Source organism: Thiomonas sp. OC7, from assembly GCF_900634595.1.
In the GTDB taxonomy this organism is placed as follows: domain Bacteria; phylum Pseudomonadota; class Gammaproteobacteria; order Burkholderiales; family Burkholderiaceae_C; genus Thiomonas; species Thiomonas arsenitoxydans.
Map to the genome: position 1 here is coordinate 3,067,137 of NZ_LR131953.1, position 25,463 is coordinate 3,092,599.

The 25,463-nt window shown below is 63.2% G+C and carries 25 protein-coding genes; 19 read left to right on the forward strand and 6 right to left on the reverse strand.

What is annotated here, in order from left to right; translation table 11 throughout:
* Positions 1-45 precede the first annotated feature (45 nt).
* The gene (locus tag BIO17B3_RS14685) at positions 46-3,051 is read right to left on the reverse strand and encodes an Rne/Rng family ribonuclease (RefSeq protein ID WP_156054594.1); all 3,006 of its coding nucleotides are present in this window, start codon (positions 3,049-3,051) and stop codon (positions 46-48) included.
* 753 nt (positions 3,052-3,804) lie between these two features.
* On the opposite strand from BIO17B3_RS14685, the gene BIO17B3_RS14690 reads away from it, so the two are divergent.
* Positions 3,805-4,794, forward strand: a complete 990-nt coding sequence (locus BIO17B3_RS14690) for an RluA family pseudouridine synthase (RefSeq protein WP_156054595.1) — start codon at positions 3,805-3,807, stop codon at positions 4,792-4,794.
* 23 nt (positions 4,795-4,817) lie between these two features.
* Positions 4,818-5,477: an HAD-IA family hydrolase gene (locus BIO17B3_RS14695; protein WP_013106690.1), complete on the forward strand. Its 660-nt coding sequence runs from the start codon at positions 4,818-4,820 to the stop codon at positions 5,475-5,477.
* A gap of 37 nt (positions 5,478-5,514) precedes the next feature.
* Here the strand turns inward: BIO17B3_RS14695 and BIO17B3_RS14700 are convergent, their stop codons facing one another.
* A complete protein-coding gene (locus BIO17B3_RS14700; protein ID WP_156054596.1) occupies positions 5,515-6,267 on the reverse strand; it encodes a hypothetical protein in 753 nt (250 codons plus the stop codon).
* 127 nt (positions 6,268-6,394) lie between these two features.
* On the opposite strand from BIO17B3_RS14700, the gene BIO17B3_RS14705 reads away from it, so the two are divergent.
* Entirely contained in the window at positions 6,395-7,249 is an 855-nt protein-coding gene (locus tag BIO17B3_RS14705) for a DUF6502 family protein (RefSeq protein ID WP_156054597.1), read from the forward strand.
* Positions 7,246-8,682: a DUF5666 domain-containing protein gene (locus BIO17B3_RS14710; protein ID WP_156054598.1), complete on the forward strand. Its 1,437-nt coding sequence runs from the start codon at positions 7,246-7,248 to the stop codon at positions 8,680-8,682. The genes BIO17B3_RS14705 and BIO17B3_RS14710 overlap by 4 nt, the downstream gene beginning before the upstream one ends.
* Positions 8,683-8,736: 54 nt before the next feature.
* Here the strand turns inward: BIO17B3_RS14710 and BIO17B3_RS14715 are convergent, their stop codons facing one another.
* Entirely contained in the window at positions 8,737-9,516 is a 780-nt protein-coding gene (locus BIO17B3_RS14715; protein WP_156054599.1) for a hypothetical protein, read from the reverse strand.
* Positions 9,517-9,740: 224 nt separating this feature from the next.
* On the opposite strand from BIO17B3_RS14715, the gene BIO17B3_RS14720 reads away from it, so the two are divergent.
* Complete coding sequence (locus BIO17B3_RS14720) at positions 9,741-10,724, forward strand: S49 family peptidase (RefSeq protein WP_156054600.1); 984 nt, start codon at positions 9,741-9,743, stop codon at positions 10,722-10,724.
* On the opposite strand, the gene BIO17B3_RS14725 is transcribed toward BIO17B3_RS14720, so the two are convergent.
* Genes BIO17B3_RS14725 through BIO17B3_RS14735 form a run of 3 tightly spaced genes read right to left on the reverse strand, consistent with a single transcriptional unit; the run spans position 10,698 to position 12,236 of the window.
* Complete coding sequence (locus BIO17B3_RS14725) at positions 10,698-11,333, reverse strand: Maf family nucleotide pyrophosphatase (protein WP_156054601.1); 636 nt, start codon at positions 11,331-11,333, stop codon at positions 10,698-10,700. The genes BIO17B3_RS14720 and BIO17B3_RS14725 overlap by 27 nt on opposite strands.
* Positions 11,333-11,758 (reverse strand): DUF6691 family protein, encoded by a 426-nt coding sequence (locus BIO17B3_RS14730; protein ID WP_041609016.1) that lies wholly within the window; start codon positions 11,756-11,758, stop codon positions 11,333-11,335. Before BIO17B3_RS14730 ends, BIO17B3_RS14725 begins: the two co-directional genes overlap by 1 nt.
* 1 nt (position 11,759) lies before the next feature.
* Positions 11,760-12,236: a YeeE/YedE family protein gene (locus tag BIO17B3_RS14735; RefSeq protein ID WP_156054602.1), complete on the reverse strand. Its 477-nt coding sequence runs from the start codon at positions 12,234-12,236 to the stop codon at positions 11,760-11,762.
* A 163-nt stretch (positions 12,237-12,399) separates the two neighbouring features.
* On the opposite strand from BIO17B3_RS14735, the gene BIO17B3_RS14740 reads away from it, so the two are divergent.
* The 14 genes from BIO17B3_RS14740 to lepA all read left to right on the forward strand — a co-directional run bounded on the left by BIO17B3_RS14740 (position 12,400) and on the right by lepA (position 25,456).
* A complete protein-coding gene (locus tag BIO17B3_RS14740; RefSeq protein ID WP_156054603.1) occupies positions 12,400-12,942 on the forward strand; it encodes a DUF177 domain-containing protein in 543 nt (180 codons plus the stop codon).
* A 62-nt stretch (positions 12,943-13,004) separates the two neighbouring features.
* A complete protein-coding gene (gene rpmF / locus BIO17B3_RS14745; RefSeq protein ID WP_013106680.1) occupies positions 13,005-13,187 on the forward strand; it encodes a 50S ribosomal protein L32 in 183 nt (60 codons plus the stop codon).
* 99 nt (positions 13,188-13,286) lie between these two features.
* On the forward strand, positions 13,287-14,342 hold the full coding sequence (gene plsX, locus BIO17B3_RS14750; protein WP_156054604.1) for a phosphate acyltransferase PlsX: 1,056 nt from the start codon (positions 13,287-13,289) through the stop codon (positions 14,340-14,342).
* Between the two features lie 35 nt (positions 14,343-14,377).
* A complete protein-coding gene (locus BIO17B3_RS14755; protein ID WP_156054605.1) occupies positions 14,378-15,355 on the forward strand; it encodes a beta-ketoacyl-ACP synthase III in 978 nt (325 codons plus the stop codon).
* Between the two features lie 30 nt (positions 15,356-15,385).
* A complete protein-coding gene (gene fabD, locus BIO17B3_RS14760) occupies positions 15,386-16,321 on the forward strand; it encodes an ACP S-malonyltransferase (protein ID WP_156054606.1) in 936 nt (311 codons plus the stop codon).
* Positions 16,318-17,088 (forward strand): 3-oxoacyl-ACP reductase FabG, encoded by a 771-nt coding sequence (gene fabG / locus BIO17B3_RS14765; protein ID WP_156054607.1) that lies wholly within the window; start codon positions 16,318-16,320, stop codon positions 17,086-17,088. The genes fabD and fabG overlap by 4 nt, the downstream gene beginning before the upstream one ends.
* A gap of 110 nt (positions 17,089-17,198) precedes the next feature.
* On the forward strand, positions 17,199-17,438 hold the full coding sequence (acpP, locus tag BIO17B3_RS14770) for an acyl carrier protein (RefSeq protein WP_013106675.1): 240 nt from the start codon (positions 17,199-17,201) through the stop codon (positions 17,436-17,438).
* 136 nt (positions 17,439-17,574) lie between these two features.
* Positions 17,575-18,810 carry a beta-ketoacyl-ACP synthase II gene (gene fabF, locus BIO17B3_RS14775; protein WP_156054608.1) on the forward strand — a complete coding sequence of 412 codons (1,236 nt, stop codon included), beginning with the start codon at positions 17,575-17,577 and terminating at the stop codon, positions 18,808-18,810.
* An 86-nt stretch (positions 18,811-18,896) separates the two neighbouring features.
* On the forward strand, positions 18,897-19,319 hold the full coding sequence (locus BIO17B3_RS14780) for a hypothetical protein (protein WP_013106673.1): 423 nt from the start codon (positions 18,897-18,899) through the stop codon (positions 19,317-19,319).
* 6 nt (positions 19,320-19,325) lie between these two features.
* Positions 19,326-19,931 (forward strand): RNA polymerase sigma factor RpoE, encoded by a 606-nt coding sequence (gene rpoE / locus BIO17B3_RS14785; RefSeq protein WP_013106672.1) that lies wholly within the window; start codon positions 19,326-19,328, stop codon positions 19,929-19,931.
* A 31-nt stretch (positions 19,932-19,962) separates the two neighbouring features.
* Positions 19,963-20,772 carry a sigma-E factor negative regulatory protein gene (locus BIO17B3_RS14790; protein WP_156054609.1) on the forward strand — a complete coding sequence of 270 codons (810 nt, stop codon included), beginning with the start codon at positions 19,963-19,965 and terminating at the stop codon, positions 20,770-20,772.
* A 68-nt stretch (positions 20,773-20,840) separates the two neighbouring features.
* Positions 20,841-21,851, forward strand: coding sequence for a MucB/RseB C-terminal domain-containing protein (locus BIO17B3_RS14795; protein WP_232054308.1), 1,011 nt, complete (start codon positions 20,841-20,843; stop codon positions 21,849-21,851).
* A gap of 134 nt (positions 21,852-21,985) precedes the next feature.
* Positions 21,986-23,452 (forward strand): DegQ family serine endoprotease, encoded by a 1,467-nt coding sequence (locus tag BIO17B3_RS14800; protein WP_156054611.1) that lies wholly within the window; start codon positions 21,986-21,988, stop codon positions 23,450-23,452.
* 195 nt (positions 23,453-23,647) lie between these two features.
* Complete coding sequence (gene lepA / locus BIO17B3_RS14805) at positions 23,648-25,456, forward strand: translation elongation factor 4 (protein ID WP_156054612.1); 1,809 nt, start codon at positions 23,648-23,650, stop codon at positions 25,454-25,456.
* Positions 25,457-25,463 lie beyond the last annotated feature (7 nt).

The window sequence follows — 25,463 nt, forward strand, 5'->3', positions numbered from 1 at the left end:
CGCCGACCGATCCCGCCGACCGATCCCGCCGACCGATCCCGCCGATCAATGCGCCGGCGGATTGTTTTCCGGCAGTTGCAGCGTAGGCAGCGGGCGAGCGGTTTCCACCAGAATCAGCGGGCCATCGTCGAGCTTGGGCGCGGGCTTGCGTTCGCGCGGCACATGAATGGGCGCGGGTTGCGCGGCCAGTTCTTCCTGCACGCGGCGGATGGCGTCGGCATTGGACTGCACCCATTGCAGCCCGGCGGCTTGCGCCGTTGCCTGCAGAGCATCGACCGGCAGCACATAGGCGGCAGCGGCAGCGGGCTCGGCTGCGGACGTCGTTACCGCCGTGGTGTTTTCAACCGCTTTGACGATCAGGGAGGACGACTCTGCTGCGGCGGGCGCAGCTTCGGGCGCGGCGAGCGGCGCTTCTTCGGCAGACCGGGCAAAGGGCTGAGGGGCAGGCTGAGCAGCCTCCACGGCCAGGTCGGCCGGCGCGTCGATCCTGAGGATCAGCGGCGTCTGATCTTCCAGCGCGGGCGCGGCGGGGGCTTCGACGGCGCCCAAAGCCAGCGGCGCGGCCAGGGAGCCGAAGCTGCGACCCGCTGTTTCGTCCGCATCGGCATCGGTAACGGCTTCGTTCGCTGCGGCGCTCAAATTGCCGTTTTCGTCAGCGGCGGCGCCTTCGCGGCGTCCACCACGGCGGCCACGACCGCGGCGATTGCGCGATTTGCGCTCGGTCTGCGCTTCGTCGCCCGCTCCGACGGTCAGAGCTGGGGTGGCCTCGGTATCGCCCTCGGCTTGGGTTTCAAGCGCCTGCGCATTGATCAGTTCGGATTCGGGAGTTGCTTCAACGGGCTCACGACGCGGGCGGCGATTGCCGCCGCGCCCGCTTCCGGATGCGCGTTCGGCCGTGTCCGTGGCCGATTCTTCGCCGGGTGCGCGGGTTTGCTCAGGTGCGGCTTGCGCGCGCTCCTTGCGAGCTGCGGCTTCTTCCGGGTTGCGCTCGCGCTTGGGGCGCTCGCTGCGTTCGGCCTGGCCCTGTTGACCACGGGGTGGCCGGTTGCGGGGGTTGGTGGTTTCTCCTGCTGCGGTTTCGGCGGCTTCGGCGGCTTCGGCACCAGCGGCCGGGTTGCCGCGCTGACGGTTTTCGCCCTGGCCTTCGCGCTGGCGGTCACGGCCGCCGCGACGGCGGTTGCCGTTTTGGCCGGAAGCCGTGCGTGCGCCGCGGCCGCCTTGCCCATCCGCCTTGGTCAGGGCCGGGGTGGCAGGCTGCGCGGCAACCGGCGGCTCTTGCACGGCAGCGGAGGGTTGTGGTTCGGCGGAGAACAGACGCTTGACCCAGCCAAATAAACCGCCGCCAGCCGTTGCGGCAGCAGCAGGCGCGGCGGCGGGGGTTGCAACCGCTGGGGCCGGTGCGGGGGCGGGAGCCTTGTCGGCAGCCGGGGCGGGCATGACCGGGGCCGGGCCTTCCGGGGTGATGCCGCGCACCAGGGCTTCCTGACGCGGGCGCTGTTCTTTTTCGCGACGGGTGATGGCGGTGTCTTCTTCGGCCTCGTCAGCCATTTTGTAGCTGGTGGGCAGATTGTCCAGGCGCGGATCGTCGTGCTTGAGGCGTTCGAGTTTATAGTTGGGCGTGTCGAGGTGCTTGTTGGGGATCAGCAGCACCGACAGACGCTGGCGCAATTCGATTTTGGTGATCTCGGCGCGCTTTTCGTTGAGCAGGAAGGAGGCGACTTCCACCGGCACTTGCACATGAACCGCGGCCGTGCCTTCCTTCATGGCCTCTTCCTGGATGATGCGCAGGATTTGCAGGGCGCTCGATTCGGTGTCGCGGATGTGGCCGGTGCCATTGCAGCGCGGGCAGGTCACGTAAGCGCCTTCCGACAGGGCCGGGCGCAGGCGTTGGCGCGAGAGTTCGAGCAGGCCGAACTTGGAAATCTTGCTCACCTGCACGCGGGCGCGGTCTTGGCGCATGGCGTCGCGCAGGCGGTCTTCGACGGCGCGCTGGTTGCGCGGCTCTTCCATGTCGATGAAGTCGACCACGATCAGGCCGCCAAGGTCGCGCAGCCGCATCTGGCGGGCGACTTCGTCGGCGGCTTCAAGGTTCGTGCGCAGAGCGGTGTCTTCGATGGCATTGCCGCGCGTGGAGCGTGCGGAGTTGACGTCCACTGCGACCAGCGCTTCGGTGTGGTCGATGACGATGGCGCCGCCGGCCGGCAGGTTGACCGTGCGCGAATAGGCGGTTTCGATCTGCTGCTCGATCTGAAAGCGCGAGAACAGCGGCAGGTCGTCGCGGTAGCGTTTGACGCGCTCGACCGTGTCGGGCATGACGTGCAGCATGAACTGCCGTGCTTGCTCGAACACGTCTTCGGTGTCGATCAGAATTTCGCCGATGTCACTGGTGAAGTAGTCGCGGATGGCGCGGATGACCAGCGAAGATTCCTGATAGATCAGGAAGGCGCCCTTTTGCGTCTCCGAAGCGTCGCGCACGGCGCTCCAGAGCTTGAGCAGGTAATTCAAGTCCCATTGCAATTCTTCCGCGCTGCGGCCGATGCCCGCGGTGCGGGCGATCAGGCTCATGCCTTCGGGATGCTGGAGCTGGTCCATCGTCTCGCGCAGTTCCTGGCGGTCTTCACCCTCGATGCGACGGCTCACCCCGCCGCCGCGCGGATTGTTGGGCATGAGTACCAGATAGCGCCCGGCCAGCGAGACGATGGTGGTCAGCGCCGCGCCCTTGTTGCCGCGCTCTTCTTTTTCCACCTGCACCAGCAGTTGCTGGCCTTCGGTGATCACGTCCTGAATGCGCGCCTGCGACGGAGACACGCCTTCCTTGAAGTACTGGCGCGAAATTTCCTTGAACGGCAAAAAACCGTGGCGCTCTTCGCCGTAGTCGACGAAACAGGCTTCGAGCGAGGGCTCGACGCGGGTGACGACGGCCTTGTAGATATTGCCCTTGCGCTGCTCGCGCCCGGCCTGTTCGATATCGATGTCGAGAAGTTTCTGTCCATCGACGATGGCCACGCGCAATTCTTCCGACTGCGTGGCGTTGAACAACATGCGTTTCATTTCAAGCTCCTGGCCGCTTCATGCGGCCGATACAAAGCGGGCGCCAGGGCGCCCCCATGCGTTGATCTCCGGAGCTAAAACCAGGCCGGGTTCGCCGCTGATGTGCGGCACGCCCGGCGGGCAGAATCAGACAGGACTCATGCAAAAACCTCCACCAATCGGTCTGCCTCGGAGCGCGTGGTCTTCGCGATGCCGGGCGTTTGGCCCAGGCGTGGCGATGCGCAGGCTGTTGCAGCGATCAGGCGCAACAGCGGGGAAGCAGAGGGTTCGCGGCAGGTGAGCACAAGCAGATTTCGCCAACAACAAAAGCACGCAGCGCAGAATCAGTGCTGAGGGGCGGTCGAGGGCGAAGAGTCGATTCAAGGTTTCAGATCCAGGATGGCAAAGCCGGGCGGTCGTCGCAGGCGTCAAACGCATTTGCGCGACGGCATCACTCGGGCTTTGGGCCAACGCTCATTTCGGTGAAGTCTGTCCGATCTGCCCCGACCGGAATCGGTGGTGTGGCAAAACGAGCAGTGTGAAGCTGAACCTAGAATGCCTTTCCTGTCACGGCAGATTCGCCGGTTTCGCATGCACTCGTATCGGGTGATATCAGCAACCCGGTCGCATGCAGTACCCGCACGAAAACCTGTCAGGAGGCAGTCTTTCCGCTTTTGGCACGTCGCGCAGCGGCATCATGTAAAACTGCACGCAACTCCGCGGAAATATTGCCAAAATTCGGTCTTCCAACTTCACAACTTCACGCTCGATTATATGCACACCGCGCCATCTCCCCAGGTTCGTCTCCTTCAGGTCGGCGATGCGGGCGAGGGGCAGCGGCTGGATAACTTTCTGGCGCGCCACCTCAAGGGCGTGCCGCGCAGCCATCTTCATCGCATCGTGCGATCGGGCGAAGTGCGGGTCAATGGCGGTCGGGCCCGCGCAGATCAGAAACTGCAGTCGAGCGATCAGGTACGGATTCCGCCGGTGCGGGTGGCGCAGCCCGACGCGCCGCGCGCGGCGCCTGCGCTGCAGTTTCCGATCGTGTTTGAAGACGATTTTTTGCTGGCGATCAACAAACCCGAAGGCGTGGCGGTGCATGGCGGATCGGGGGTGAGCTTCGGCGTGATCGAGGCTTTACGCGCGGCGCTGCCCACGGCGAAATTTCTCGAACTGGTGCACCGGCTCGACCGTGACACCTCGGGTCTGCTGCTCATCGCCAAGAAGCGCAGCGCGTTGACCACGCTGCACGCGGCGCTGCGCGAACGTCACGCCGACAAACGCTACCTCGCGCTGGTTGCCGGGCTCTGGACGCGTGGGGCGGTGATGATCGAGGCGCCGCTGCATAAATACCTGCTCGCCAATGGCGAACGGCGCGTGCGGGTGGACGCGCAGCAGGGGCAAGAGTCGCGTACTCAGTTTCGTTCCCAAGAGCAATTTGCGCTGCCGGGCCTGGGGCCTTGGGGCGGCTTGAGCCTGATGCAGGCGCGGTTGCTGACGGGGCGCACCCATCAGATCCGGGTGCATCTGGCGCACTGCGGCCATCCCATCGTCGGCGACGATAAATATGGGGATGACAGCCTCAACGCCCTGCTGGCGCGGGGTCAGGCGGGCGTGCCGCCCTTCCGACGCATGTTTTTGCACGCCGAGTCGCTGGCGATTGCGCACCCGGCAAGCGGCGAGCGGCTGGAACTGCGCGCGCCCTTGCCCGAAAACTGCGCGCAGTGGCTTCATCATTTGCGGGCACAATGCGCGCAGTCCTGACTTCCTGAACCCTTGCCCGCACCATGCACCGACAGAACTATGACCTGATTGTGTTCGACTGGGACGGCACGCTGATGGATTCCACCGCGGCCATCACCGGGGCGATCCAGCAGGCTTGCAAGGATCTGGGGCTGACGGTTCCCAGTCGCGAGGCGGCGTCGTATGTCATCGGCCTCGGGCTGGAGGATGCCCTGCGGCACGCCGCACCCGAGTTGCCGCATGCCGACTATCCCAAACTGGCTGCGGCCTATCGCAAACATTACTTCGCGCTCGATGGCGAACTGGTGCTGTTCGACGGGGTGCTGGATTTGCTGCATGAACTCAAATCGGCCGGCTACAACCTTGCGGTGGCGACCGGAAAGTCTCGCATCGGCCTGACGCGGGCGATGGACCGGCCCGAACTGCGAGGTTTGTTCGACGCCACCCGCACCGCTGATGAAACCTTCTCCAAGCCGCACCCGGCGATGCTGCACGAAATCATGGCCGAACTGGCCAGCCCGCCGCAGCGCACCGTGATGGTGGGCGACACCACGCACGATCTGCAAATGGCGCTCAACGCCGAATGCGATGCCATCGGCGTGAGCTACGGCGCGCACGATGTGGCGCGTCTGGAGTCGCTGTCCCCCGCTGGGCTGGTGCATTCCGTCGCGGAACTGCAGGAATTTCTCGCCCAGCACGGGTAAGCGCGGCAGTCAGCCACTCGCTGACTGCCGCCGCGTCTTACATCTGCGGACGCATCACGTTCGGGATGTTGATGGCCGGGGAGTTCACTACCGGCACATTGACCGTGGGAGTCTGCACCACCGGAACATTCACACTCGGAGTTGTCACCACCGGCACGTTGACCGAGGGCGTTGCCACCGCGGGGATGTTGATTTGCGGCGTTGTCACCGCGGGCACGTTGATCGACGGCGTGTTGACCGAAGGCACATTGACCGCTGGGCTATTGATCACGGGAATGGTGACCGCAGGCGAGGCAACGGCAGGCGCATTGGGGGTTTGCACTGAAGGAGTTTGCACCGAGGGTGCCAGCGTGGTGACTTGCGCCCCTGCGCGCGCGCCTAGCCCTTGGCCAACGCCCGCGTCCCCTGTGCGCAGCGTGGGGGCTGCTGCTCCGGCGGCGCCCTGCTGACCTTGCGTGGCGGAACGTGTTTGCACCGTATTGCGATGCTGCGCTTCGGTGCGATTTTGCGCCCCGGTTTGGCCGGATGTATTGCGCACCGATTCGCCGGTTGATGTGCGGGTGTGGTTCTGGGTCGTGTTGCGGGTTTCAGCACGGGTGTTTGCCGAAGTGGCGGTCTCGGAGCGAGTGGCGGGCTTGGCCTGTTGATCGGCCGTGCGCGTCGAGGTCGTCGCCGAGAGTTGACCGCCCTGAACGGCATTCACGGCGGTTTGGGCATAAGCGAGACCGATGGAGAGCGAAGCGGCTGCAACAGCGGCGGACAGAACGGCGAGGGTACGGGTCTTGGACATGATGTTCTCCTGAAAGAAGGAAGGATGATTCACGCAGTGTGGTAAACATTCCCACTGAAGCGCTTGTGTTTATAATAGTGGAAAAATTTCCCACGTCAAGCCGAATCGCTTCGTCTATCCTTTCACCATGTCCGCCGCTCTCAAATCTGCCGCCCTGTCCATCTTGCGGCCCTTCGTGCGCTATCTCATTACGCAGGGCTGGACTTATGGCGCTCTGGCCGAGCTGCTCAAATTTGTCTATGTGGGCGAAGTCATCGCGCTCGATCAGCGCGACGGCAAACCCGTACCGACCGACAGCCGTGTGAGTCTGCTCAGCGGCATCCACCGCAAGGAAGTCCGGCGTCTGCGCGAAGAATTGCAGAGCGGATCGGGTGAGATTGCCCTGCGGCATGGCGCCAATATGTCGGCGCAGGTGGTGGCGGCCTGGGTGGCTTGCGAGGCGTATCGCGACCCGCAAGGTGAACCGCTTGCCCTGCCGCTGCGCGCTGCGGGCGCCGCGGCCAGTTTTGAAAATCTGGTGCGGCTGGTGAAGGCCGACATGCGGCCGCGTACCGTGCTGGATGAACTGCTGCGCGCTGGCGTGGTGGAGCAGCAGGATGACTTGGTGAAGTTGGCTCGCGGCGGCTATGTCTCCGATCTGCCCGAGGACAGGCTGGCTTTCATGGGGGCGCATATCGGCGACCATCTGCGAGCCACGGTGCATAACCTGGAAGGTCGCGCGCCGACTTATCTGGAGCAATCGGTCTATTTCGACGATCTGCCGCCCATCGTGCCGGGCGAGGTGCGCGACGATCTGCGTCAGCTCGGTGAACAGGTTTTGCAGGAGGCCTACCAGCGCATCACGCGTGCGGAAAAGATGGCTCAATCCGCGCAAGCTGACGATCTCGGTGCGCCGCAAACCAGCAAGAAGCGCCTGCGCCTCGGTGTCTATTACTACGAAGACGATATGCCCGCTTCGAACTCAGCCGGGGGGCAGCCGTGAAAGCCGCATTGAAAGCCGTCGTTCGTGCCTGGCTCCCGGGGCTGCGCTTCGTGGGCGTGGCCTGCTTAGGGTTGATGCTGAGTCTGGCGGGCTCGATTGCGGCCACGCCAGGCGGGATCGGCGGTACGGGTATCGACCCCGGCGGCATCGGTGGCACCGGCATCAGTCCCGGTGGAATCGGCGGGACGGGAATCGTGGCCATCGGCCCGGTTCAGCGCTTCGGCAGCATTTTCGTCAACGGCGGCGAATATGAACTGCCCGCGCAGACACGCTATCGCGTGGACGGTCAGCCCGCATCCGAGAACAGCCTGCATTTGGGCGATCTGGTGCGCGTCCATGCTGTAGAGCAGGGCGGGCGGCTGGATGCGCTGGCGGTGGACATCAGCCATGCGGTGATCGGTCGCGTGTCGCAGATCGATCAATCTCAGGGGCGACTGGTGGTGCTGGGCCAGACCGTGCAAATCCTGCCCGGCACTTTGTTGCGCACCGCTGAAGATCAGCCTTTTCCGCTATCGCGCCTGAAGGTGGGCGACGAGGTGCGCATCAGCGCGCTCGATCAAGGCGCGGGGCATTGGCAGGCGATGCGGCTGACTCAGCTCTCGGCTCCGCCTGCGGGACGCGGTTCGCCGTTCTTGCTGCGCGGCAAAATCGAGGCGACCAGCGCTCAACCGCAGCGGGTCAAGATCAATGGCGTCTGGCTGTCTGTGCGCAGCGGGGCGGCGCAAACTGGGCTGGCGGTCGGCGCCGAGGTCGTGGCGCGCGGCAGTCAGCAGAGCCAGGGAAATGTGATTGATTCTCTTCAGGCGATAGCGCCCTTGGCAGCACCCATCGGCACGCGTGTGGCGATGGTGGGTTTTTTGCAGGCCGGGTCGCAGGGCAGGCCAGGTTGGGAATTGCAAGGCTTTCAGATCAGGGGCGCCGACGCGCTGCTGCAGGCGCAATTGCAGTCCGCCGCCCGGTCGCAGGCCGCGCCGGTGTTCATCGTCGGCACCTTGACAGCAGCGCAGACGGTGGCGGTCGAGCGCGTGATCCCGAACGTGAACGCCCTGCAATTTGCGCTGCCGCCCCTGGCGGGTGGGCAGACGCCTCCTGCAAAAGCGGGCGATAAGGGCTCGGTGACCGGCGCGACACCCCAGTTCATATCGAACGGTGCGGGGCTGAACCTGTCGAGCCCGGCCTTCGTTGCGCCGACGGTGCCTACGGTGATCCAGCCGGGGTTCACCGCACCCTCGATTCCCGCGGCGCCCGCCGTGCCGCAGGTGCCGCAAATGCCCGCCGTCAACATGCCCTCCGTGGCGCCCCCCGTGGTCGCACCGCCGCAAGTGCCCGTCGTCGTGCCGCCGACAGTGGCCCCGCCGGTTGTGAACACACCCAGCGTGACGACGCCCGCCTTGCCCAGCGGACTGCAGATTCCCACTGTGCCGCGTCCATGAAAAAGGCCAGCTTGCGCTGGCCTTTTTTATCAGAGGGCGAGGTGAGAACGGAGGTTAGAACACGATCTGGCCGCCTATGCCGACGCCAAAATTGGCGCTGCCGTTGCTCAGGCCCTTGTCCACATAGACCTGGAACCCGCTGCCATTTGGGGTGAGGTTGTAATTCCACGCCGCAATCAGATCTGAGGGGGCGGACGCCCCGGCCACCATCGACTGCTGACCGGCATACATCAAGGTGAAAATATGCTGCTGGCTGGCCGCATAGCTGGCGCCAAACTGATAGATGGCGATGTTGCGCAGATTCTGTCCGGCCGGGTTGCCCACGAAACGGTAGCCCAGATTGGCAAACGGAAACCAGCTTTTGCCCACGATCTGCTGCAGGCCCACCCCAAGCTCGTAGTCGTTCTTGCCCGTGCCCAGACCGTTATCGGACGAAGCGGTGCCGAATTTGACTTTGGCGTAGGGCGTGATGGAGGGCGTGAGACCGCCGCCCTGGAAAATTTTGTAATGCCCAGCCAGCCACACGTCGCCCAGACCGCTGGCGGAACGGGTTTGCGTGGAACCGGAGCCGCCTACAACCGTGTTGCCGACAATGGTGGAGCCGACGGGCAGGCCGCTTTCAGAAACGTAGGGCACCGTGAGTTTGACGCGCCAGTTGCTGTCGCCGTATTGAATGTCGGTGGCGTCGTAGCGGATGTTGATGTTGTTGTTGGTGCCGAATTTGCCCTGGAAAAAGGACAGCGTGTTGCCGACCGTGAGTGCGGGTTCGGCTTGTGCGGTGCAAACACCCCCCAGAGCAAGCAGGGTGGCGATGAGGGTGGGACGAAGGGCCATATGGGATCTCGCGCGAGGTGGACTGAGGGAAATGGAACAGCCAGGAAAGGCCGATATGTTGAGACGTGGGAAAGTGTCACACAAAACTCAAACTTGATCCTTGTCGAATCGCAAAACGGCGTGCCGAGACCCGTCCGGCCCGTCGGCGCGAGACGTGCCTGCGCGTCAATGAAGCGCTGGTATTCTGGCGACCCGTCCCGTTTTTCATTCTCCGAGCCAGAAACATGAGCGCATCCCCCCCAGATCTTCCCCCGCAACGTTCTGAGTCGTCCGCTCAACCCGGTGCGTGGGAGCGGCAGGTGTTGGAAAAACTGGTGCTCGAGGTCGTGAACGAAAAACGACGGGCGCGGCGCTGGTCGATTTTTTTCCGCTTCGTCCTGCTCGGCATCGTGGCGCTGATCTTTTTCGGCGGCATGATCGCCGAGTTCGGTAGTAGCACCGCCACCGGGCCGCATACGGCGCTGATCGAGCTCAACGGCGAGATCTCCATCGGCTCGCAGGCCAGTGCCGACAATATCAATGCGGCCTTGCAGGATGCGTTTTCCAGCCCGGACACGCGCGGCGTCATCCTGCGCATCAACAGCCCGGGCGGCAGCCCGGTGCAGGCGAGCCAGATTTTTGCCGAGATCGAGCGGCTGCGCGCCAAATACAACAAGCCGGTGTACGCCGTATGCGAAGAGGTGTGCGCCTCCGGCGCGTACTACGTGGCGGCGGCGGCGAATGACATCTATGTGAATCCGGCCAGTCTGGTGGGCTCCATCGGCGTGTTGATGGACGGCTTCGGCTTTTCCGGCCTGATGGACAAGCTCGGCGTAACCCGTCGCTTGCTCACCGCGGGCGCCAACAAGGGGTTCATGGATCCCTTCACACCCATGCCCGAGGACCAGAAAACCTACGCCCTGGGCATGCTGGAGCAGATTCACAAACAGTTCATCGCGGCGGTGGAAAAAGGTCGCGGCGCCCGACTGAAAGTGAATGACGAGACCTTCTCCGGCCTGGTGTGGACGGGCGAGTCGGCCGTGAAACAAGGACTGGCCGACGGCTACGGCGATGTCGACCAGATCGCGCGCGACAAGATCAAAGCGCCGGAAATTGTCGATTACACCGTGCAGGAAAACGTGGCCGAGCGTCTGGCCAAGCGTTTTGGCGCCTCGCTGGGCATGGGCGCGGTGCGCGAACTCTCAAACCTGGGCTGGTCGCTGCGCTGATCTGGAATTCAGCGCTCGCGCCAGCACGTCGAAACCGCTCAGGCGCAGCATGTTGCACAGGTCGATCAGGGGCAGGCCGATCAAGGCGGTCGGATCGTCGCTGCGCATGTGCTTGAGCAGCGCAGGGCCGAGCGATTCCGAGCGGGCGCTGCCCGCGCAGTCGTAGGGTGCGTCCAGCGTCAGATAGGTTTCGATTTCCGTCGGACTCAGCGTGCGGAATCGCACTTCGGTGGGGCAGTTGCGCACTTGTACGCCGCCCTCTGGGTCGATGACGCAAACCGCGGTGTGGAACACGGCGTCACGCCCGCTGAGTCGCTGCAACTGAGCGACCGCAGCCGCATGGGAGCCGGGTTTGCCGAGCGCCTCTTCCCCCAACATGCACACCTGATCGGAGCCGATCACCCAGCAGCCTGGCGCAGTACGCGCCACCGCGGCGGCCTTTTCAGCCGCCAGGCGCAGCGCCAGATCGAGAGCAGACTCATCAACTCTGCGGGTTTCGTCCACCTCGGGTGCGCGGCTAGAAAAAGGCACGCGCAGGCGTTGGAGCAGCTCAGCGCGATAGCGCGAGGTCGACGCGAGAACCAGAACGGGATCAGCCGGCCCCGTCATCAATGCTTGCCGAAAAACCGGCCATGCAGCCATGCGCCAATGAGTATGCCCGCGATGCTCAGCAGCAACGGCCAGTTGCCCACCCCCAGACCAGCAATGGCCGGGCCCGGACACACGCCGCTCAGCCCCCAGCCCACGCCAAAAATCGCGGCGCCAATCAGGGTGCGCGCGTCCAGATGCGAGGGGTGTTTGCCGAATACCACGCCAAAGACCGGCCGCTTCATCAGTCGGGGCAGCAGGTGGTAGGCGATGAAGGTCACGCCGGCAGCGCCTCCCATCACCAGCAGCAGGCCGAGATTCTTGAGCAGCAGAAACTGCAGAATGGCCTCGGGCTTGACCATGGTGGACAGCGCCAGACCGAAGCCGAACAAGGCCCCGGCGAACAAGGCCGAAAGCATCACCGCGAAAGGAGGAACACGTTGCATTTCAGAACCCTCCCAAGGCGCGGACCACATGGGCTGTGATGACGGCGGTACACAGGAAAATGATCACCGCGAGAATGGAAGGCAACTGCCCAGACCCGACGCCGCAGATGCCGTGCCCCGAGGTGCAGCCCCCCCCCATGCGGGCGCCAAACCCGCCGACGATGCCGCCGAGGAACAACTGCCACAGCGGCACTCGCGTCACGAAGCCTTCGCTATGCCCGAGGGTGTAGGTGAACACCACTGCACCGACGATCAGACCCAGGCCGTACATCAAGCGCCAGTTACGGGTCGAAATGAATTTTTCGTGTTGAAAAAACGGATGACGCGACACCAGCGACCAAACTGCGGTGTAAGCGGTACTGACGCCGCCGATCAGGCCAGTCAGCCAGAACAGCACGCTGACGCCCAGTCCGATGAAAATGCCGCCATAAAGAAAAGGCTCCCAACCCAGGGGGAACCACTGCGCAATACTGTTCATCAGTCTCATCCTATTTTGGTGGGTCGAAGTGATATGGATCACTTTTTTTTGCATACTCCGTAGTGTAGGAGAGGGACTGCGCCCTGTCTCGGCGAGATGTTGCAGCCGGTAAACTTAGGTGATGTCCCAACACCACTCCACAACCCCTGCTGACTCCGGGTCGATGCCGCCCCGTGCGCTGACCTTGTTCGACTTCGCCCGTTCCGGCGGAGAACTGCACGGCCGGGTGTCGTTGCCTGAACTGCCCCGCCTGAGCGAATTGTTGTCGAGCACGCAAGGGCCTCCCGTGCAATGGGCGCTACAGGGTTTTCAGCGCGAACGGATCGGCATGCGCCCGCAGGCCATGGTGACTTTGCAAGTGCGTGGGGCGCTTCCGCTGATCTGCCAGCGCTGTCTGCAGGCCATGCAATATGCGGTTGACGAAACCGTCGATTTTCGATTGGTGGCCGAAGAGCCGGAACTGACTCAGGCCGAAATCGAGGCCGAAGACGAGGCGCTGCCTGCGGTCCATCCCGTGGACGTTCTGACCCTCATCGAGGACCAACTCATCCTCGCCCTGCCCATCGTGCCCATGCACGAGGTCTGCCCGCAGCGTGATGCGCCCGAGCCGACGTCTTCATGCACCGATGAGGCGCCTGCCGAGGACCGCCAGCACCCCTTCGCTAATCTGCGCGATCTGCTGGGCGACGCAAGAAAGAAACGCTAGTGCGCTATGTCACGGGGCAACGCTATCGCATATAATGATCAGCTTTTTCACAGGGGATTGCCATGGCCGTCCAGCAAAACAAGAAATCACCTTCGAAGCGTGGCATGCACCGTGCCCACCAGTTTTTGAGCGCGCCGCCGCTGGCGGTTGAGCCGACCACGGGCGAAACGCATCTGCGCCACCACATCAGCCCGAACGGTTTTTACCGTGGGCGCAAAGTGGTCAAGACCAAATCTGACGAGTAAACGCTTGCCTTTGCGCACCCTGCGTCGCCCGCAAATGTGGGGCGACAGTTTGTCATGCGTGCCTGCGAAGGGGCCTTCGATGTTGGCGCCCGCTGTGTCATGAGTTCCACTCTGGCCGTCGATTTGATGGGCGGAGACCATGGTCCGAGAGTGACCCTGCCAGCCTGCGTGCAATTTTTGCAGGCGCATCCGGACAGTCGGCTGATTCTGGTCGGCCAGGCTGAGGCCGTCATGCCGCTGCTGGAGTCGTTGCGCCTGAAAAACGATGCGCGGATCGAATTCGTTGCGGCGAGTGAGGTGGTGACTTCCGACGATCCGGTCGAGGTTGCGTTGCGCCGCAAGCGCGATTCGTCCATGCGCCGCGCCATCGAGCAGGTGCGGGACGGTCGTGCGCAGGCCTGCGTATCAGCTGGCAATACCGGCGCCTTGATGGCGCTAGCGCGCTATTTGCTCAAGACTCTGCTCGACATTGAACGACCGGCCATCGCGACCTACTTGCCCAACCAGAAGGGTGAGGGCACGCTGATGCTCGATCTGGGCGCCAACGTCGATTGCGAGCCGTTGCACCTGCTGCAGTTCGCCGTCATGGGCACGGCGTATGCGGAGGCCGGTGGGCATGCGCAGCCGACGGTTGGGCTGCTCAATATCGGCGAAGAGGTGATCAAAGGCAACGACACCATCAAGCGGGCGGCCGAATTGCTGCGCGAAGCCGACGCGCTCGGGCGTCTGCGGTTTTACGGCAACGTCGAGGGCAACGATATCTTCAAGGGCACGACTGATATCGTCGTGTGCGACGGTTTTGTCGGCAATGTTGCACTCAAGACCTCCGAAGGTCTGGCGCAAATGCTCTCTGGCATGATCCGCGAAGAGTTCACCCGCACGCCGCTGAGCAAGTTGATGGCGCTGTTCGCCATGCCAGTGCTCAAACGCTTCCGCAAGCGCGTCGATCACCGCCGTTACAACGGTGCGGCCCTGCTGGGTTTGCGCGGTCTGGTCGTCAAGAGCCACGGTTCGGCGGATGCCTTTGGCTTCGAGCAGGCGCTGCGGCGCGCGCATGAAGCGGTGCAGGGCGACGTGGTGCGCCATACCGAACGAATTCTCGAAGTGATGCACGAGTCATCACCCACCGGGGCCGCGCTCGCTCCGGCGAGTTGAGTCGCCCCGCTGCACCTCTCTGAACGATCTGTTCCATGTCCTCCTATTCCCGTATTTCCGGCACCGGCAGCGCACTGCCCCCCCGCAAAGTCAGCAACGATGAACTGGCGGCCGATCTGGCCCAGCGCGGCGTCGAAACCAGCGATGCGTGGATCGTGGCGCGCACCGGCATCCGTTTTCGTCACTTCGCTGAAGAAGGCACGACCAGTGTCGATCTGGGCGAACAAGCTGCCCGTCGCGCCCTCGAATCGGCCGGACTGCAGGCCCATGACATTGGCCTGATCATTGTGGCCACGTCCACGCCGGACATGATTTTTCCTTCCAACGCGGCCCTCATCCAGGGCCGTCTTGGTGCCGCCGGAGGCGCGGCCTTCGACGTGCAGGCGGTATGCGCCGGATTCGTCTACGCCCTGACCGTGGCCGATCAGTTTGTGCGCAGCGGTATGACGCGGCATGCCCTAGTCATCGGCGCCGAGGTGTTTTCGCAGATTCTCGACTTCAATGACCGCACCACCTGCGTGCTGTTTGGCGATGGCGCTGGCGCTGTGGTGCTCAGTGCCAGTGAAACCCCGGGTGTGCTGGCCAGCGCGCTGCATGCGGACGGCCGGCAATCGTCCATCCTGTGCACTCCGGGGCGCGTGTCGAGCGGCCAGGTTGCGGGCAGTCCTTTCCTGAAAATGGACGGACAGGCGGTGTTCAAGCAAGCCGTCCACGTGCTCGAAGACGTGGCCCGCGAGGCGCTGGCCAAGGCCGACCGCTTGCCCGCCGATGTGGATTGGATGGTGCCGCATCAGGCCAATATCCGCATCATGACGCACACCGCCAAGAAACTCGGCATTCCGCTCGACAAAATCGTCGTGACGGTCGATCAGCACGGCAACACTTCGGCCGCCTCGATTCCGCTGGCGCTCGATGTCGCTGTGCGCAGCGGGCAGATTCAGCGCGGTGATACCTTGCTGTTCGAAGCCGTCGGCGGCGGCTTGACTTGGGGCGCTGCGGTCGTCGATTACTGAGTCTTGCAGACGTTCAACTCCTGTACCACCATGACATTTGCGTTCGTTTTCCCCGGACAAGGTTCACAGTCCGTCGGCATGCTCGATAAAGTGGCCGATCACCCTGCCGTGCGCGCCACCCTGCAGGAGGCCAGCGCGGCCCTGTCACAGGATGTGGGTGCTCTAATCGCGCAGGGCCCGGCCGAGCATCTCAATCTGACGACCAACACCCAGCCCGTCATGCTCACTGCGGGCGTGGCGCTTTATCGTCTTTGGCTGGCCGAGGGCGGGCGCAAACCCGACTTTGTCGCCGGACACAGTCTGGGCGAATACACCGCGCTGGTCGCGGCCGAAAGCCTCACGCTGACCGACGCCTTGCCCTTGGTGCGATTTCGCGCCCAGGCCATGCAGGACGCGGTTCCCGTCGGCGCCGGTGGCATGGCGGCCGTGCTGGGTCTGGACGATGCCGCCGTGCGTGCCGGGTGTGCCGAGGCGGCGCAGGAGACCGGCGAAGCGGTGGAAGCGGTCAACTTCAATTCTCCGGGTCAGGTGGTGATCGCCGGGACGCAAGCCGCCGTGGCGCGCGCGTGCGAAGTGTTGAAAGCGGCGGGGGCTAAGCGCGCTTTGCCGCTGGCGGTTTCGGCGCCGTTTCACAGCAGTCTGCTGCGGGGCGCGGCCGACCAGTTGCGCGCCTATCTGCAAGGGGTGCCGATCAAGCCGCCGCAGATCACGCTGATCAATAATGTGGACGTGGCGCATCCAACCGATCCCGATCAAATCCGCGACGCGCTGGCGCGTCAGGCTTGCCATGCCGTGCGCTGGGTCGAGTGCGTGCAGGCCATCGCGAAGGCGGGCTGCACGACGCTGGTCGAATGTGGCCCGGGTAAAGTGCTGCATGGCCTGACCCGACGGATCGATCCCGCCCTGCAGTCTTTTGCCCTAGACGATCTGTCCGCGATTCCTTCCCTTCAAACCGCCCTGGCATGAGCAATTCCTCCCCCGACACTTCCACCGCCCAAGCACTTGCCGGTCAGATCGCCCTGGTCACGGGTGCATCGCGCGGCATCGGCGCGGCCATAGCGGCAGATCTGGCTGCTGCGGGCGCTCGCGTCATCGGCACGGCGACCTCGGAGTCCGGCGCAAACGCCATTACCGAGGCCCTGCGGGCCTTCGGCGGGCGAGGGGCTGTGCTTAATGTGAACGACGCAGTGGCGGGCGCTCGTCTGGTCGACGAGATCGTCAAAGACGAAGGCGGGCTGCAGATTCTGGTGAACAATGCCGGCATCACTCGCGATATGCTGGCCATGCGCATGAGCGACGCCGACTGGGACGCCGTGATTTCGACCAATCTGAGCAGTGTGTTCCGCATGTCGCGCGCTGTGATGCGCACCATGATGAAGCAGCGTTACGGCCGCATCGTCAACATCACCTCGGTCGTCGGCGCGTCGGGCAATCCGGGGCAGGCCAATTACGCCGCGGCCAAGGCCGGCGTGGCGGGCATGACCCGAGCGCTGGCGCAAGAGCTAGGCAGCCGCAACATCACGGTCAATTGCGTGGCGCCGGGGTTCATCGATACCGACATGACCCGGGCGCTAACCGAGGCGCAGACCCAGCCGATGCTGGCGCGCATTCCCCTGGGTCGTCTGGGCAAGCCTGAAGAGATCGCGCATGCGGTGTCTTTCCTGGCCTCGCCCTTGGCGGCCTATATCACCGGAGCCGTTCTGCATGTGAACGGCGGCATGTACATGCAATAACACCTGCCGAAACGCGCGACGTTGTCGCCGGGCGGGGTTATGCTCTCGGCCTGTCGCCAAGTCAGCTTCGGCGCTTGCTAAAATTTTTCATATTTCCACTGGAGGTTTCAATGAGTGACATCGAACAGCGCGTCAAGAAAATCATCGCCGAGCAACTGGGCGTTGCCGAAGACCAGGTGACCAACGAAAAATCCTTCGTGGATGATCTGGGCGCCGATTCTCTGGACACGGTCGAACTGGTCATGGCGCTGGAAGACGAATTCCACATCGAGATTCCCGACGAAGACGCCGAGAAGATCACCACCGTGCAATTGGCGGTTGACTACGCCAAGGCGCACTACAAGGCCTGATGACGGGTTCAATTGCAGCGCCGATTTGTTTGATCGGCCATGCACCTTGAGCGACCTTGTTTTGAATCCCTTTTTGTTCTGGCTCACTTTTGCTCGCGTCCATGCTTCTGCGCGGGCGCGGCTTACCTGATTTCACATGACTCTTCGTCGACGAATTGCGATTACTGGCCTGGGCGCGGTTTCCCCGCTGGGCAACACGCTGAATGACAACTGGGCAAACCTGCTCGCTGGCAAATCGGGCATCGGACGCATCACCAAGTTCGATGCCTCGGCCTATTCCGTGCAAATCGCAGGCGAAGTCCGTGATTTCGATGTGACGCAGTACATCGCCGCCAAGGAAGCGCGGCACATGGATACCTTCATCCACTACGGCATCGCCGCGTCGATGCAGGCTGTGCGTGACAGCGGCATCGACCAGGCCGGGCTCGACCCTGAGCGGGTCGGCGTGTTAGTGGGGTCAGGCATCGGCGGTCTGCCGCTGATCGAAAACACCTACAAGGAACTGCTCGAGCGCGGCCCGCGCCGCGTCACACCGTTTTTTGTGCCGGCATCGATCATCAATATGGTGTCCGGGCATGTGTCTATCGAATACGGTTTTCAGGGCCCCAACCTCTCTGTCGTTACGGCCTGCACCACCGGTCTGCACGCCATCGGCTTGGCTGCGCGCCTCATCGAAGCCGGAGATGCTGACGTCATGGTTGCAGGCGGAGCCGAGGCCACGGTATCGCCCTTGGGCATCGGTGGTTTTGCATCGGCGCGCGCCCTGTCCACCCGCAATGACGACCCGGCCACCGCGAGTCGTCCGTGGGACAAGGACCGCGATGGTTTTGTTCTGGGTGAAGGCGCTGGCGTCATGGTGCTGGAAGACTACGACCTCGCAGTCAAACGCGGGGCGAAGATTTACGCCGAGCTCGTCGGCTTCGGCATGAGCGGTGACGCCGGGCATATCACAGCGCCCAACACCGACGGCCCCCGCCGCAGCATGTTGCTGGCGCTGAAAAACGCCGGCGTGACCGCCGACCAGATTCAAATGATCAACGCCCACGGCACCTCCACCCCGCTGGGCGACAAGAACGAGTCCGACGCCATCAAGCTCGCTTTTGGCGACCATGCCTACAAGCTGGTGGTCAATTCCACCAAGTCGATGACCGGCCACCTGCTCGGTGGCGCCGGAGGGGTCGAGTCGGTCTATACCGTGTTGTCATTGCATCATCAAGTGTGCCCGCCGACCATCAATCTGCAGACACCCGATCCGGAATGCGATCTGGACTACTGCGCCAACACCGCGCGAGACATGCGCATCGACTACGCGCTGAAAAACAATTTCGGTTTTGGCGGCACCAACGGGTCGCTACTGTTCAAGCGCGTCTGAGGGACAATTTAGCTGTCTTTTGCATCCTCCCTTTGCATTCCCCCTCTGCATTCTCCTTTTGCATTCCCCATCCTCAATAGAGCAGCATGAAGACCCTTGCACCCCTGCAGATCCGGGTCGAACATTTCGGCCGCTGGCATCTGCTGCTCGGGCTGTTCAGTGCGGCCTCCCTGCTCGCCGCCGGGTGGACGGTCTGGGTCTGGCGCGATACTGATTCGCTCAGCCTGATGGCGGCATTTGCGGCTGCCATATTCCTGGCCATTCTGTCGGCGCAGTACCCGTACTGGACCATCCGCCCATTCACGCTGTTTCACGGCGAGCGCGGGTGGAAGCTGCAGCGCGGCGACGGTCTGGAAGATGTGCTTCAGGTGCGAGGCATGGTGCTGCCAGGGCTGCTGCTGGTACTGGGCCTGACGGCTAAAGGGCGCGTGGTTCTGCCCGTGCCCAGCGATATCCAACCCGGCATTTTTCGCGAACTGCGACTGCGCTTGGGTGCACTGCCGCACTGAGTTCTGGTGGAGCAAGACACCCAGAGTGATGCCGTGCTGGTCCAGCAGGTCCAGGCGGGGCAGCAGAAGGCCTTCGATCTGCTCGTGGCCAAATACCAGCGCCGCATTTATCGCTTGGTGCTGCGCTTCATTCGCGATCCGGCCCTGGCGGAAGACGTGGCGCAAGAGACTTTTTTGCGCGCTTACCGGGCCATCGGGCAGTTTCGCGGTGAAAGTCAGTTCTATACCTGGCTCTATCGCATCGCGGTCAATACGGCCAAAAAAGCCATTTCCGACGATATTCGCGATCCGACGGTGTCCGAAGGCGATGCGTTGGGCCATGATGAAGAAACTTTTAGCCCGACCGAGCTACTAACCAACCACGAAACGCCAGAATCCATTCTGGTTTCGAAAGAAATCGTGCAAACGGTGAATGCCGCGATGGAGTCTTTGCCAGAAGATTTGCGCATGGCGATCACTCTGCGCGAGATTGAAGGTTTGAGTTACGAAGATATTGCCGAAGCCATGCAATGCCCGATCGGCACGGTGCGTTCGCGAATTTTTCGTGCCCGCGAGGCGATCGCAGAGCGTCTGCGGCCGGTGATCGAGCACAAGGGTGGCAAGCGTTGGTGAGCCTACGGTTGAGCTTTGTTGGAGACAGGAAATGAGTCAAGACATGTCGCGCGAGCAACTCTCCGCCTTGATGGATGCGGAAGGGGAGTACCGTGGGCAATCCGCGCGGACGGAGGCTACGGCAGCTTTTATCCGCCATGTGGCTTCGGACGAGGCCGCGCGACGAGACTGGCTGATTTACGCGCAGATCGGCGATGTGCTGCGTTCTGCCGATCTCACGCCCATGCCCGGCGAGGCTGACTTTTTGCAGCGCGTCAGCGCGGCCATTGCGCGCGAACCCATCGTGCTGCAGCCGCAGGCCGTGACGCAAACGGCTGCGGCGGTTGATCGATCTTCGGCATCGGCACATCGCTCTGCCGCGCATCGCCGCCCGCACTGGAGCACGCGCATGGCCGCTGGTATGGCGGCTGTGGCCGGGGTGGCGGTGATGGCCTGGGTGGCGCTGCCAGGATTGCAGAACGCCGATTCGTCAGGTGCGGCGCCGACGGTGGCGTCAGCCGGAGTTCTGGGTTCGAAGCGGCAGATACCTGTAGCCGATACCCAGATTGCTGCGCCTCTCAACCCAGTGGCCCGGGCGGGTTTGATCCAGGCCGATCTGTCGGCGCAGAGTCCACAGCGGGGCGAGGGCGGTCAAGGGGCCACCCAGATCGTTCCCGTGTCGGAGCAAATGCCCATGGTCGAATACCTCCTGGCGCATCAGCAGATGGCTGGGGGCATGATGCCCGCCGTGCCGGCCACGCTGCAATGGGTTCGAAATCTGCCTGTCGAGCCCAGCGTCCCTGAGCCTGGTCTCCCTGAGCGGGGTCTCCATCAGACCGCGCCCGCAGCGCAATCGCACTGATGGCGGGCTTGCAGGTATTCAGCGCGCGTCGCTGGCGTCGGGCAATCTGGCTGGGGAGCCTTGTCGGATTGTCGGGTGCACTTTGGGCCGCGACCGCCCTCGCCGCGCAGGAGGGCCAAGCGCCAGCCGCGGCGGGCCCCTCGGCCGCGGCGCAATCAGCGGATGCGCCTGCGCAGCGCAAGGGTCTGGAGCAATGGTTGCAGACCGTCAGCGCGGCCGCCCGGTCGCTGAATTACAGCGGCGTGTTCATCACCCAGCGTGGCGATGAGATCAGCACCTCCAGCCTGGTGCACTATGTTTTGCCGCAGGGGCATTTCGAGCGCATCGAGACGCTCGATGGGCAGCGCCGCATCATGGTTTCGCTCAATGATGAGGTTCGCACGAGTTGGCCCGACTATCGCCTCACGCTGATCGACAATCAGGCTGGGCAGGCCAGCTTTCCCCGTTTGCTCAAAACCACCGATGGCGAGGTCGACCGCAATTACCGCCTGGAGCGGGGCGGGCTGCAGCGTTGCGCGGGTTTCGAGTGCCGCGTCTCCACCTTGTTGCCCCGCGACGATTTGCGCTGGGGATACCGCCTGTGGTCGCTGCGCGATTCGCAGCTGCTGGTTAAGGCGCAAACGCTGGACGCGGCGGGTCATGTGATCAATCAGGTGGCGTTTACCGAACTCAAGATCAATGTGGCGCCGCGCCAGTCTTTGGTGCGCGACAGTCTGCATCAACCCCCAGGGTATGCGGTGGAGCAGATGAAGGTCGTGCCGGTGAGTCTGCAGTCGCAGGGATGGGCGCTGTCTTCCCAGGTGCCAGGTTTCAAGACGGTCGGGGTATTTCGCCGCAGTATGTCGGTGGGCAGCAAACCCTCTGAGGTATTGCAGTGGCTGCTCAGTGATGGCCTGGCTTCGGTATCCATTTTTGTGCAGTCCGCTGCCGATCTGAGCGAGCCGGTCGCGCCTGAACAGCGCGTCGGCGGCACACTGGCGCTGTCTCGGCGCATCGGCGACTCCTGGCTGACGGTGATGGGCGCCGTGCCCGAGCGCACACTGCGTCGCATCAGCGAGGCCATCGTTCGCGTGCAATAAGCGGCTTGAGGGTTCTGCGCCTGGCCGCAGCGCGGTTGCGACGTTTTCCGTATGCTGCCCGCGAGCGGATGAAATGATGGAATCAATTGCAGTGCCATGCCTGATCTCAGGCGCAATGTATCAGGGAGAAATCGGTGAAAAAAGTTTTGTTGAGCTGTTTGAGTGCGGGTCTGCTGGCCTTTTCGGGTATCGCGGTTTCTGCGCAGGCGGCCGGTTCGGCGCCGCAGCAGTCTTGCGTGGCCTGCGGCCTGCCGGATTTCACCGGGCTGGTGGAGAAGGCCGGTCCGTCCGTGGTGAATATCCGCACCTACAAGAAGGTGCCCGTGGGCAGCGGCGATCAGATGGACGAGCAGACCCGCGAGCTGCTTCGGCGGTTTTTTGGGGTGCCCATTCCCGCGCCCGATAGCCCGAAGGGGGGCAAGAACGGCCCGCAGAATGAAGAGGAAGAGCGTCCCACGGGTGTGGGCTCGGGCTTCATCGTCAGCCCGGACGGCTACATCATGACCAATGCCCATGTCGTGGACGGGGCGGACGAGATCATGGTCACGTTGACCGACAAACGCGAGTTCAAGGCCAAGCTCATCGGCGCTGACAAACGCACCGACGTGGCGCTGGTGAAGATCGATGCCAAGCAAGCGCTGCCCGCCGTGCACATCGGCGATTCCTCCAAAGTCAAGGTGGGTGAGTGGGTGGTGGCCATCGGCTCGCCGTTCGGGCTCGAGAACACGGTGACGGCGGGCATCGTCAGCGCCAAGGGGCGCGATACCGGCGACTACACCCCGTTCATTCAGACCGACGTAGCGGTCAATCCGGGCAACTCCGGCGGCCCGCTGATCGATATGCGCGGCAACGTCATCGGCATCAATTCGCAGATCTACAGCCGGACCGGCGGCTTCATGGGCATCTCCTTTGCCATCCCCATCGACGAAGCCATGCGCGTGGTCGAGCAGCTCAAGAAGCAGGGCTATGTGGTGCGCGGCAAGATCGGGGTGCAGATCGACAGCGTGAGCCGCGATCTGGCCGAGTCCCTCGGACTCGGGCAGGCGCGGGGTGCTTTGGTGCGCGTGGTCGAGAAGGACGGCGCGGCGGACAAGGCTGGTGTGCAGGTGGGCGACATTGTCACCAGCTTCAACGGCAAACCGGTGGAGCGGGCCAACGATCTGCCGCGTCTGGTGGGCGAAACCAAGCCTGACTCCACCGTGCCCATGCAGGTGCTGCGTATGGGCAAGACCCTGACGCTCAACGTCAAGGTGGGCGAATGGGTGATGGACAAGAAGCCCGGCGCCAAGCCAGCCGAGGAGCAAAAGCCCGAAGCCGTGAGCAAGGCCAATGCGTTGGGGGTGAAAGTCATCGATCTCAATGATGCCCAAAAGCGTCAGCTCGGCGTGAGCGGCGGCGTGCTGGTCGAGGCTGTGCGCGAGGGCGCGGCACGCGACGGTCTGCGTGTGGGGGATGTGGTGCTGGCGGTGGGCAACACCGCGGTCAGCAGTGCCACCCAGTTCAATGCCATCAGCGCGCAACTGCCCGTTGGCAAGCAGGTGGCGGTGCTGGCGCGGCGCGGCGAATCGGGTTTGTACGTCCTGATCCGGCCGCAGAACTGAGGCGATCAACAGGGCGGAACGCGGCATCAGGCCGGGTTTCGCCCCCGGGTTAGAATGACCGCCCAACAAGCATCAGCAGTTGCCAAATCGATTTGTTGGAAGGCGCGTCACGCTTGTCGCGCCTTTTTTCTTGTTCATCCCCGTGTTTCCGTCTGATCCGCAGGGCGCGAAGCGGTCGCCCCAGTGGACTATTGCATGAATCATATTCGTAATTTTTCAATCATTGCCCATATTGATCACGGCAAATCTACGCTTGCTGACCGTATTATTCAGCGGTGTGGGGGCTTGTCCGACCGGGAAATGGAAGCGCAGGTGCTCGATTCGATGGACATCGAGCGCGAGCGCGGCATCACCATCAAGGCGCAGACCGCGGCGCTGCAATACGTCGCGCGGGACGGGAAAACCTACAACCTCAATTTGATCGATACGCCGGGGCATGTCGACTTCAGTTATGAAGTCAGCCGTTCGCTCTCGGCCTGCGAAGGCGCGCTCTTGGTGGTCGATGCCAGTCAGGGGGTCGAGGCGCAGACCGTGGCGAATTGTTATACCGCGCTCGACCTGGGCGTGGAAGTGGTGCCGGTGCTTAACAAAATGGATCTGCCGCAGGCTGACCCCGAGCAGGCCAAGGCAGAAATCGAGGAAGTCATCGGCATCGACGCGGCCGATGCCATTCCCTGCAGCGCTAAAACCGGCATGGGTATCGACGACGTTCTCGAGGCCGTGATTACGCGCATGCCGCCGCCCAAGGGCGTGGTGGACGCGCCGCTGCGCGCCATGATCATCGACTCGTGGTTCGATACCTACGTCGGTGTGGTCATGCTGGTGCGGGTGGTCGATGGCAGCCTGAAAAAGGGCGAGCGTTTCAAGATGATGGCCACGCACGCGGTCTACAACGCCGAACAACTCGGGGTGTTCACGCCGAAATCGGTGTCGCGCGAGGCCTTGAACACGGGCGAGGTGGGCTTCATCATCGCGGGCATCAAGGAGTTGCAGGCCGCCAAGGTCGGCGACACCATCACCCTCGAAAAAAAGCTGCCCAACAATCTCGGTCCGGCAGCCGAGGCGCTGCCCGGCTTCAAGGAAATTCAGCCGCAGGTGTTTGCCGGTCTCTACCCCACCGAGGCGAGCGAATACGACCAACTGCGCGACGCGCTGGAAAAGCTCAAGCTCAACGATGCCGCCCTGCGTTACGAGCCCGAAGTGAGCCAGGCGCTGGGTTTCGGCTTTCGCTGCGGCTTTCTGGGCCTGCTGCACATGGAGATCGTGCAGGAGCGACTGGAGCGCGAGTTCGACCAAGACCTCATCACCACCGCACCCTCGGTGGTCTATCAGGTCATGCTGGCCAATGGCGAGGTGATCGAGGTAGAAAATCCGTCGAAAATGCCCGATCAGGGGCGAATTGCCGAAATCCGCGAGCCCATCGTCACGGTGCATCTCTACATGCCGCAAGATTATGTGGGCCCGGTGATGACTCTGGCAAACCAGAAGCGGGGCATGCAGCTCAATATGGCCTATCACGGTCGCCAGGTGATGCTGACCTACGACATGCCACTGGCCGAGATCGTGCTCGACTTTTTCGACAAGCTCAAAAGCGTGTCGCGGGGCTATGCCTCGATGGACTATGAGTTCAAGGAGTACCGCGCCGCCGATGTGGTGAAGGTCGATATGCTGATCAACGGCGACCGGGTGGACGCGCTGTCCATCATCGTGCACCGCGCTCAGAGCCAGTACCGCGGCCGTCAGGTGGCGGCCAAGATGCGCGAGATCATTCCGCGCCAGATGTACGACGTCGCCATCCAGGCGGCCATCGGGGCCAACATCATCGCGCGTGAGACAATCAAGGCCCTGCGCAAGAACGTGCTGGCCAAGTGCTACGGGGGGGACATTTCCCGCAAACGCAAACTGCTGGAAAAGCAGAAGGCGGGTAAAAAACGCATGAAGCAGATCGGCTCGGTCGAAGTGCCACAAGAAGCCTTTCTCGCAATTCTGCAAGTCGAAGACTGATCCACTC

Excerpts from the sequence above, each read along its gene's own strand:
- BIO17B3_RS14685 (WP_156054594.1), bottom strand. The coding sequence starts at position 3,051 with ATGAAACGCATGTTGTTCAACGCCACGCAGTCGGAAGAATTGCGCGTG.
- BIO17B3_RS14700 (WP_156054596.1), bottom strand. The coding sequence starts at position 6,267 with ATGTCCAAGACCCGTACCCTCGCCGTTCTGTCCGCCGCTGTTGCAGCC.
- BIO17B3_RS14720 (WP_156054600.1), top strand. The coding sequence starts at position 9,741 with ATGAGCGCATCCCCCCCAGATCTTCCCCCGCAACGTTCTGAGTCGTCC.
- plsX (WP_156054604.1), top strand. The coding sequence starts at position 13,287 with ATGAGTTCCACTCTGGCCGTCGATTTGATGGGCGGAGACCATGGTCCG.
- BIO17B3_RS14725 (WP_156054601.1), bottom strand. The coding sequence starts at position 11,333 with ATGACGGGGCCGGCTGATCCCGTTCTGGTTCTCGCGTCGACCTCGCGC.
- fabG (WP_156054607.1), top strand. The coding sequence starts at position 16,318 with ATGAGCAATTCCTCCCCCGACACTTCCACCGCCCAAGCACTTGCCGGT.
- acpP (WP_013106675.1), top strand. The coding sequence starts at position 17,199 with ATGAGTGACATCGAACAGCGCGTCAAGAAAATCATCGCCGAGCAACTG.
- BIO17B3_RS14695 (WP_013106690.1), top strand. The coding sequence starts at position 4,818 with ATGCACCGACAGAACTATGACCTGATTGTGTTCGACTGGGACGGCACG.
- BIO17B3_RS14755 (WP_156054605.1), top strand. The coding sequence starts at position 14,378 with ATGTCCTCCTATTCCCGTATTTCCGGCACCGGCAGCGCACTGCCCCCC.
- BIO17B3_RS14790 (WP_156054609.1), top strand. The coding sequence starts at position 19,963 with ATGAGTCAAGACATGTCGCGCGAGCAACTCTCCGCCTTGATGGATGCG.
- BIO17B3_RS14730 (WP_041609016.1), bottom strand. The coding sequence starts at position 11,758 with ATGCAACGTGTTCCTCCTTTCGCGGTGATGCTTTCGGCCTTGTTCGCC.
- fabD (WP_156054606.1), top strand. The coding sequence starts at position 15,386 with ATGACATTTGCGTTCGTTTTCCCCGGACAAGGTTCACAGTCCGTCGGC.
- rpmF (WP_013106680.1), top strand. The coding sequence starts at position 13,005 with ATGGCCGTCCAGCAAAACAAGAAATCACCTTCGAAGCGTGGCATGCAC.
- BIO17B3_RS14705 (WP_156054597.1), top strand. The coding sequence starts at position 6,395 with ATGTCCGCCGCTCTCAAATCTGCCGCCCTGTCCATCTTGCGGCCCTTC.
- lepA (WP_156054612.1), top strand. The coding sequence starts at position 23,648 with ATGAATCATATTCGTAATTTTTCAATCATTGCCCATATTGATCACGGC.
- BIO17B3_RS14735 (WP_156054602.1), bottom strand. The coding sequence starts at position 12,236 with ATGAACAGTATTGCGCAGTGGTTCCCCCTGGGTTGGGAGCCTTTTCTT.
- BIO17B3_RS14690 (WP_156054595.1), top strand. The coding sequence starts at position 3,805 with ATGCACACCGCGCCATCTCCCCAGGTTCGTCTCCTTCAGGTCGGCGAT.
- BIO17B3_RS14740 (WP_156054603.1), top strand. The coding sequence starts at position 12,400 with ATGCCGCCCCGTGCGCTGACCTTGTTCGACTTCGCCCGTTCCGGCGGA.
- BIO17B3_RS14715 (WP_156054599.1), bottom strand. The coding sequence starts at position 9,516 with ATGGCCCTTCGTCCCACCCTCATCGCCACCCTGCTTGCTCTGGGGGGT.
- fabF (WP_156054608.1), top strand. The coding sequence starts at position 17,575 with ATGACTCTTCGTCGACGAATTGCGATTACTGGCCTGGGCGCGGTTTCC.
- BIO17B3_RS14780 (WP_013106673.1), top strand. The coding sequence starts at position 18,897 with ATGAAGACCCTTGCACCCCTGCAGATCCGGGTCGAACATTTCGGCCGC.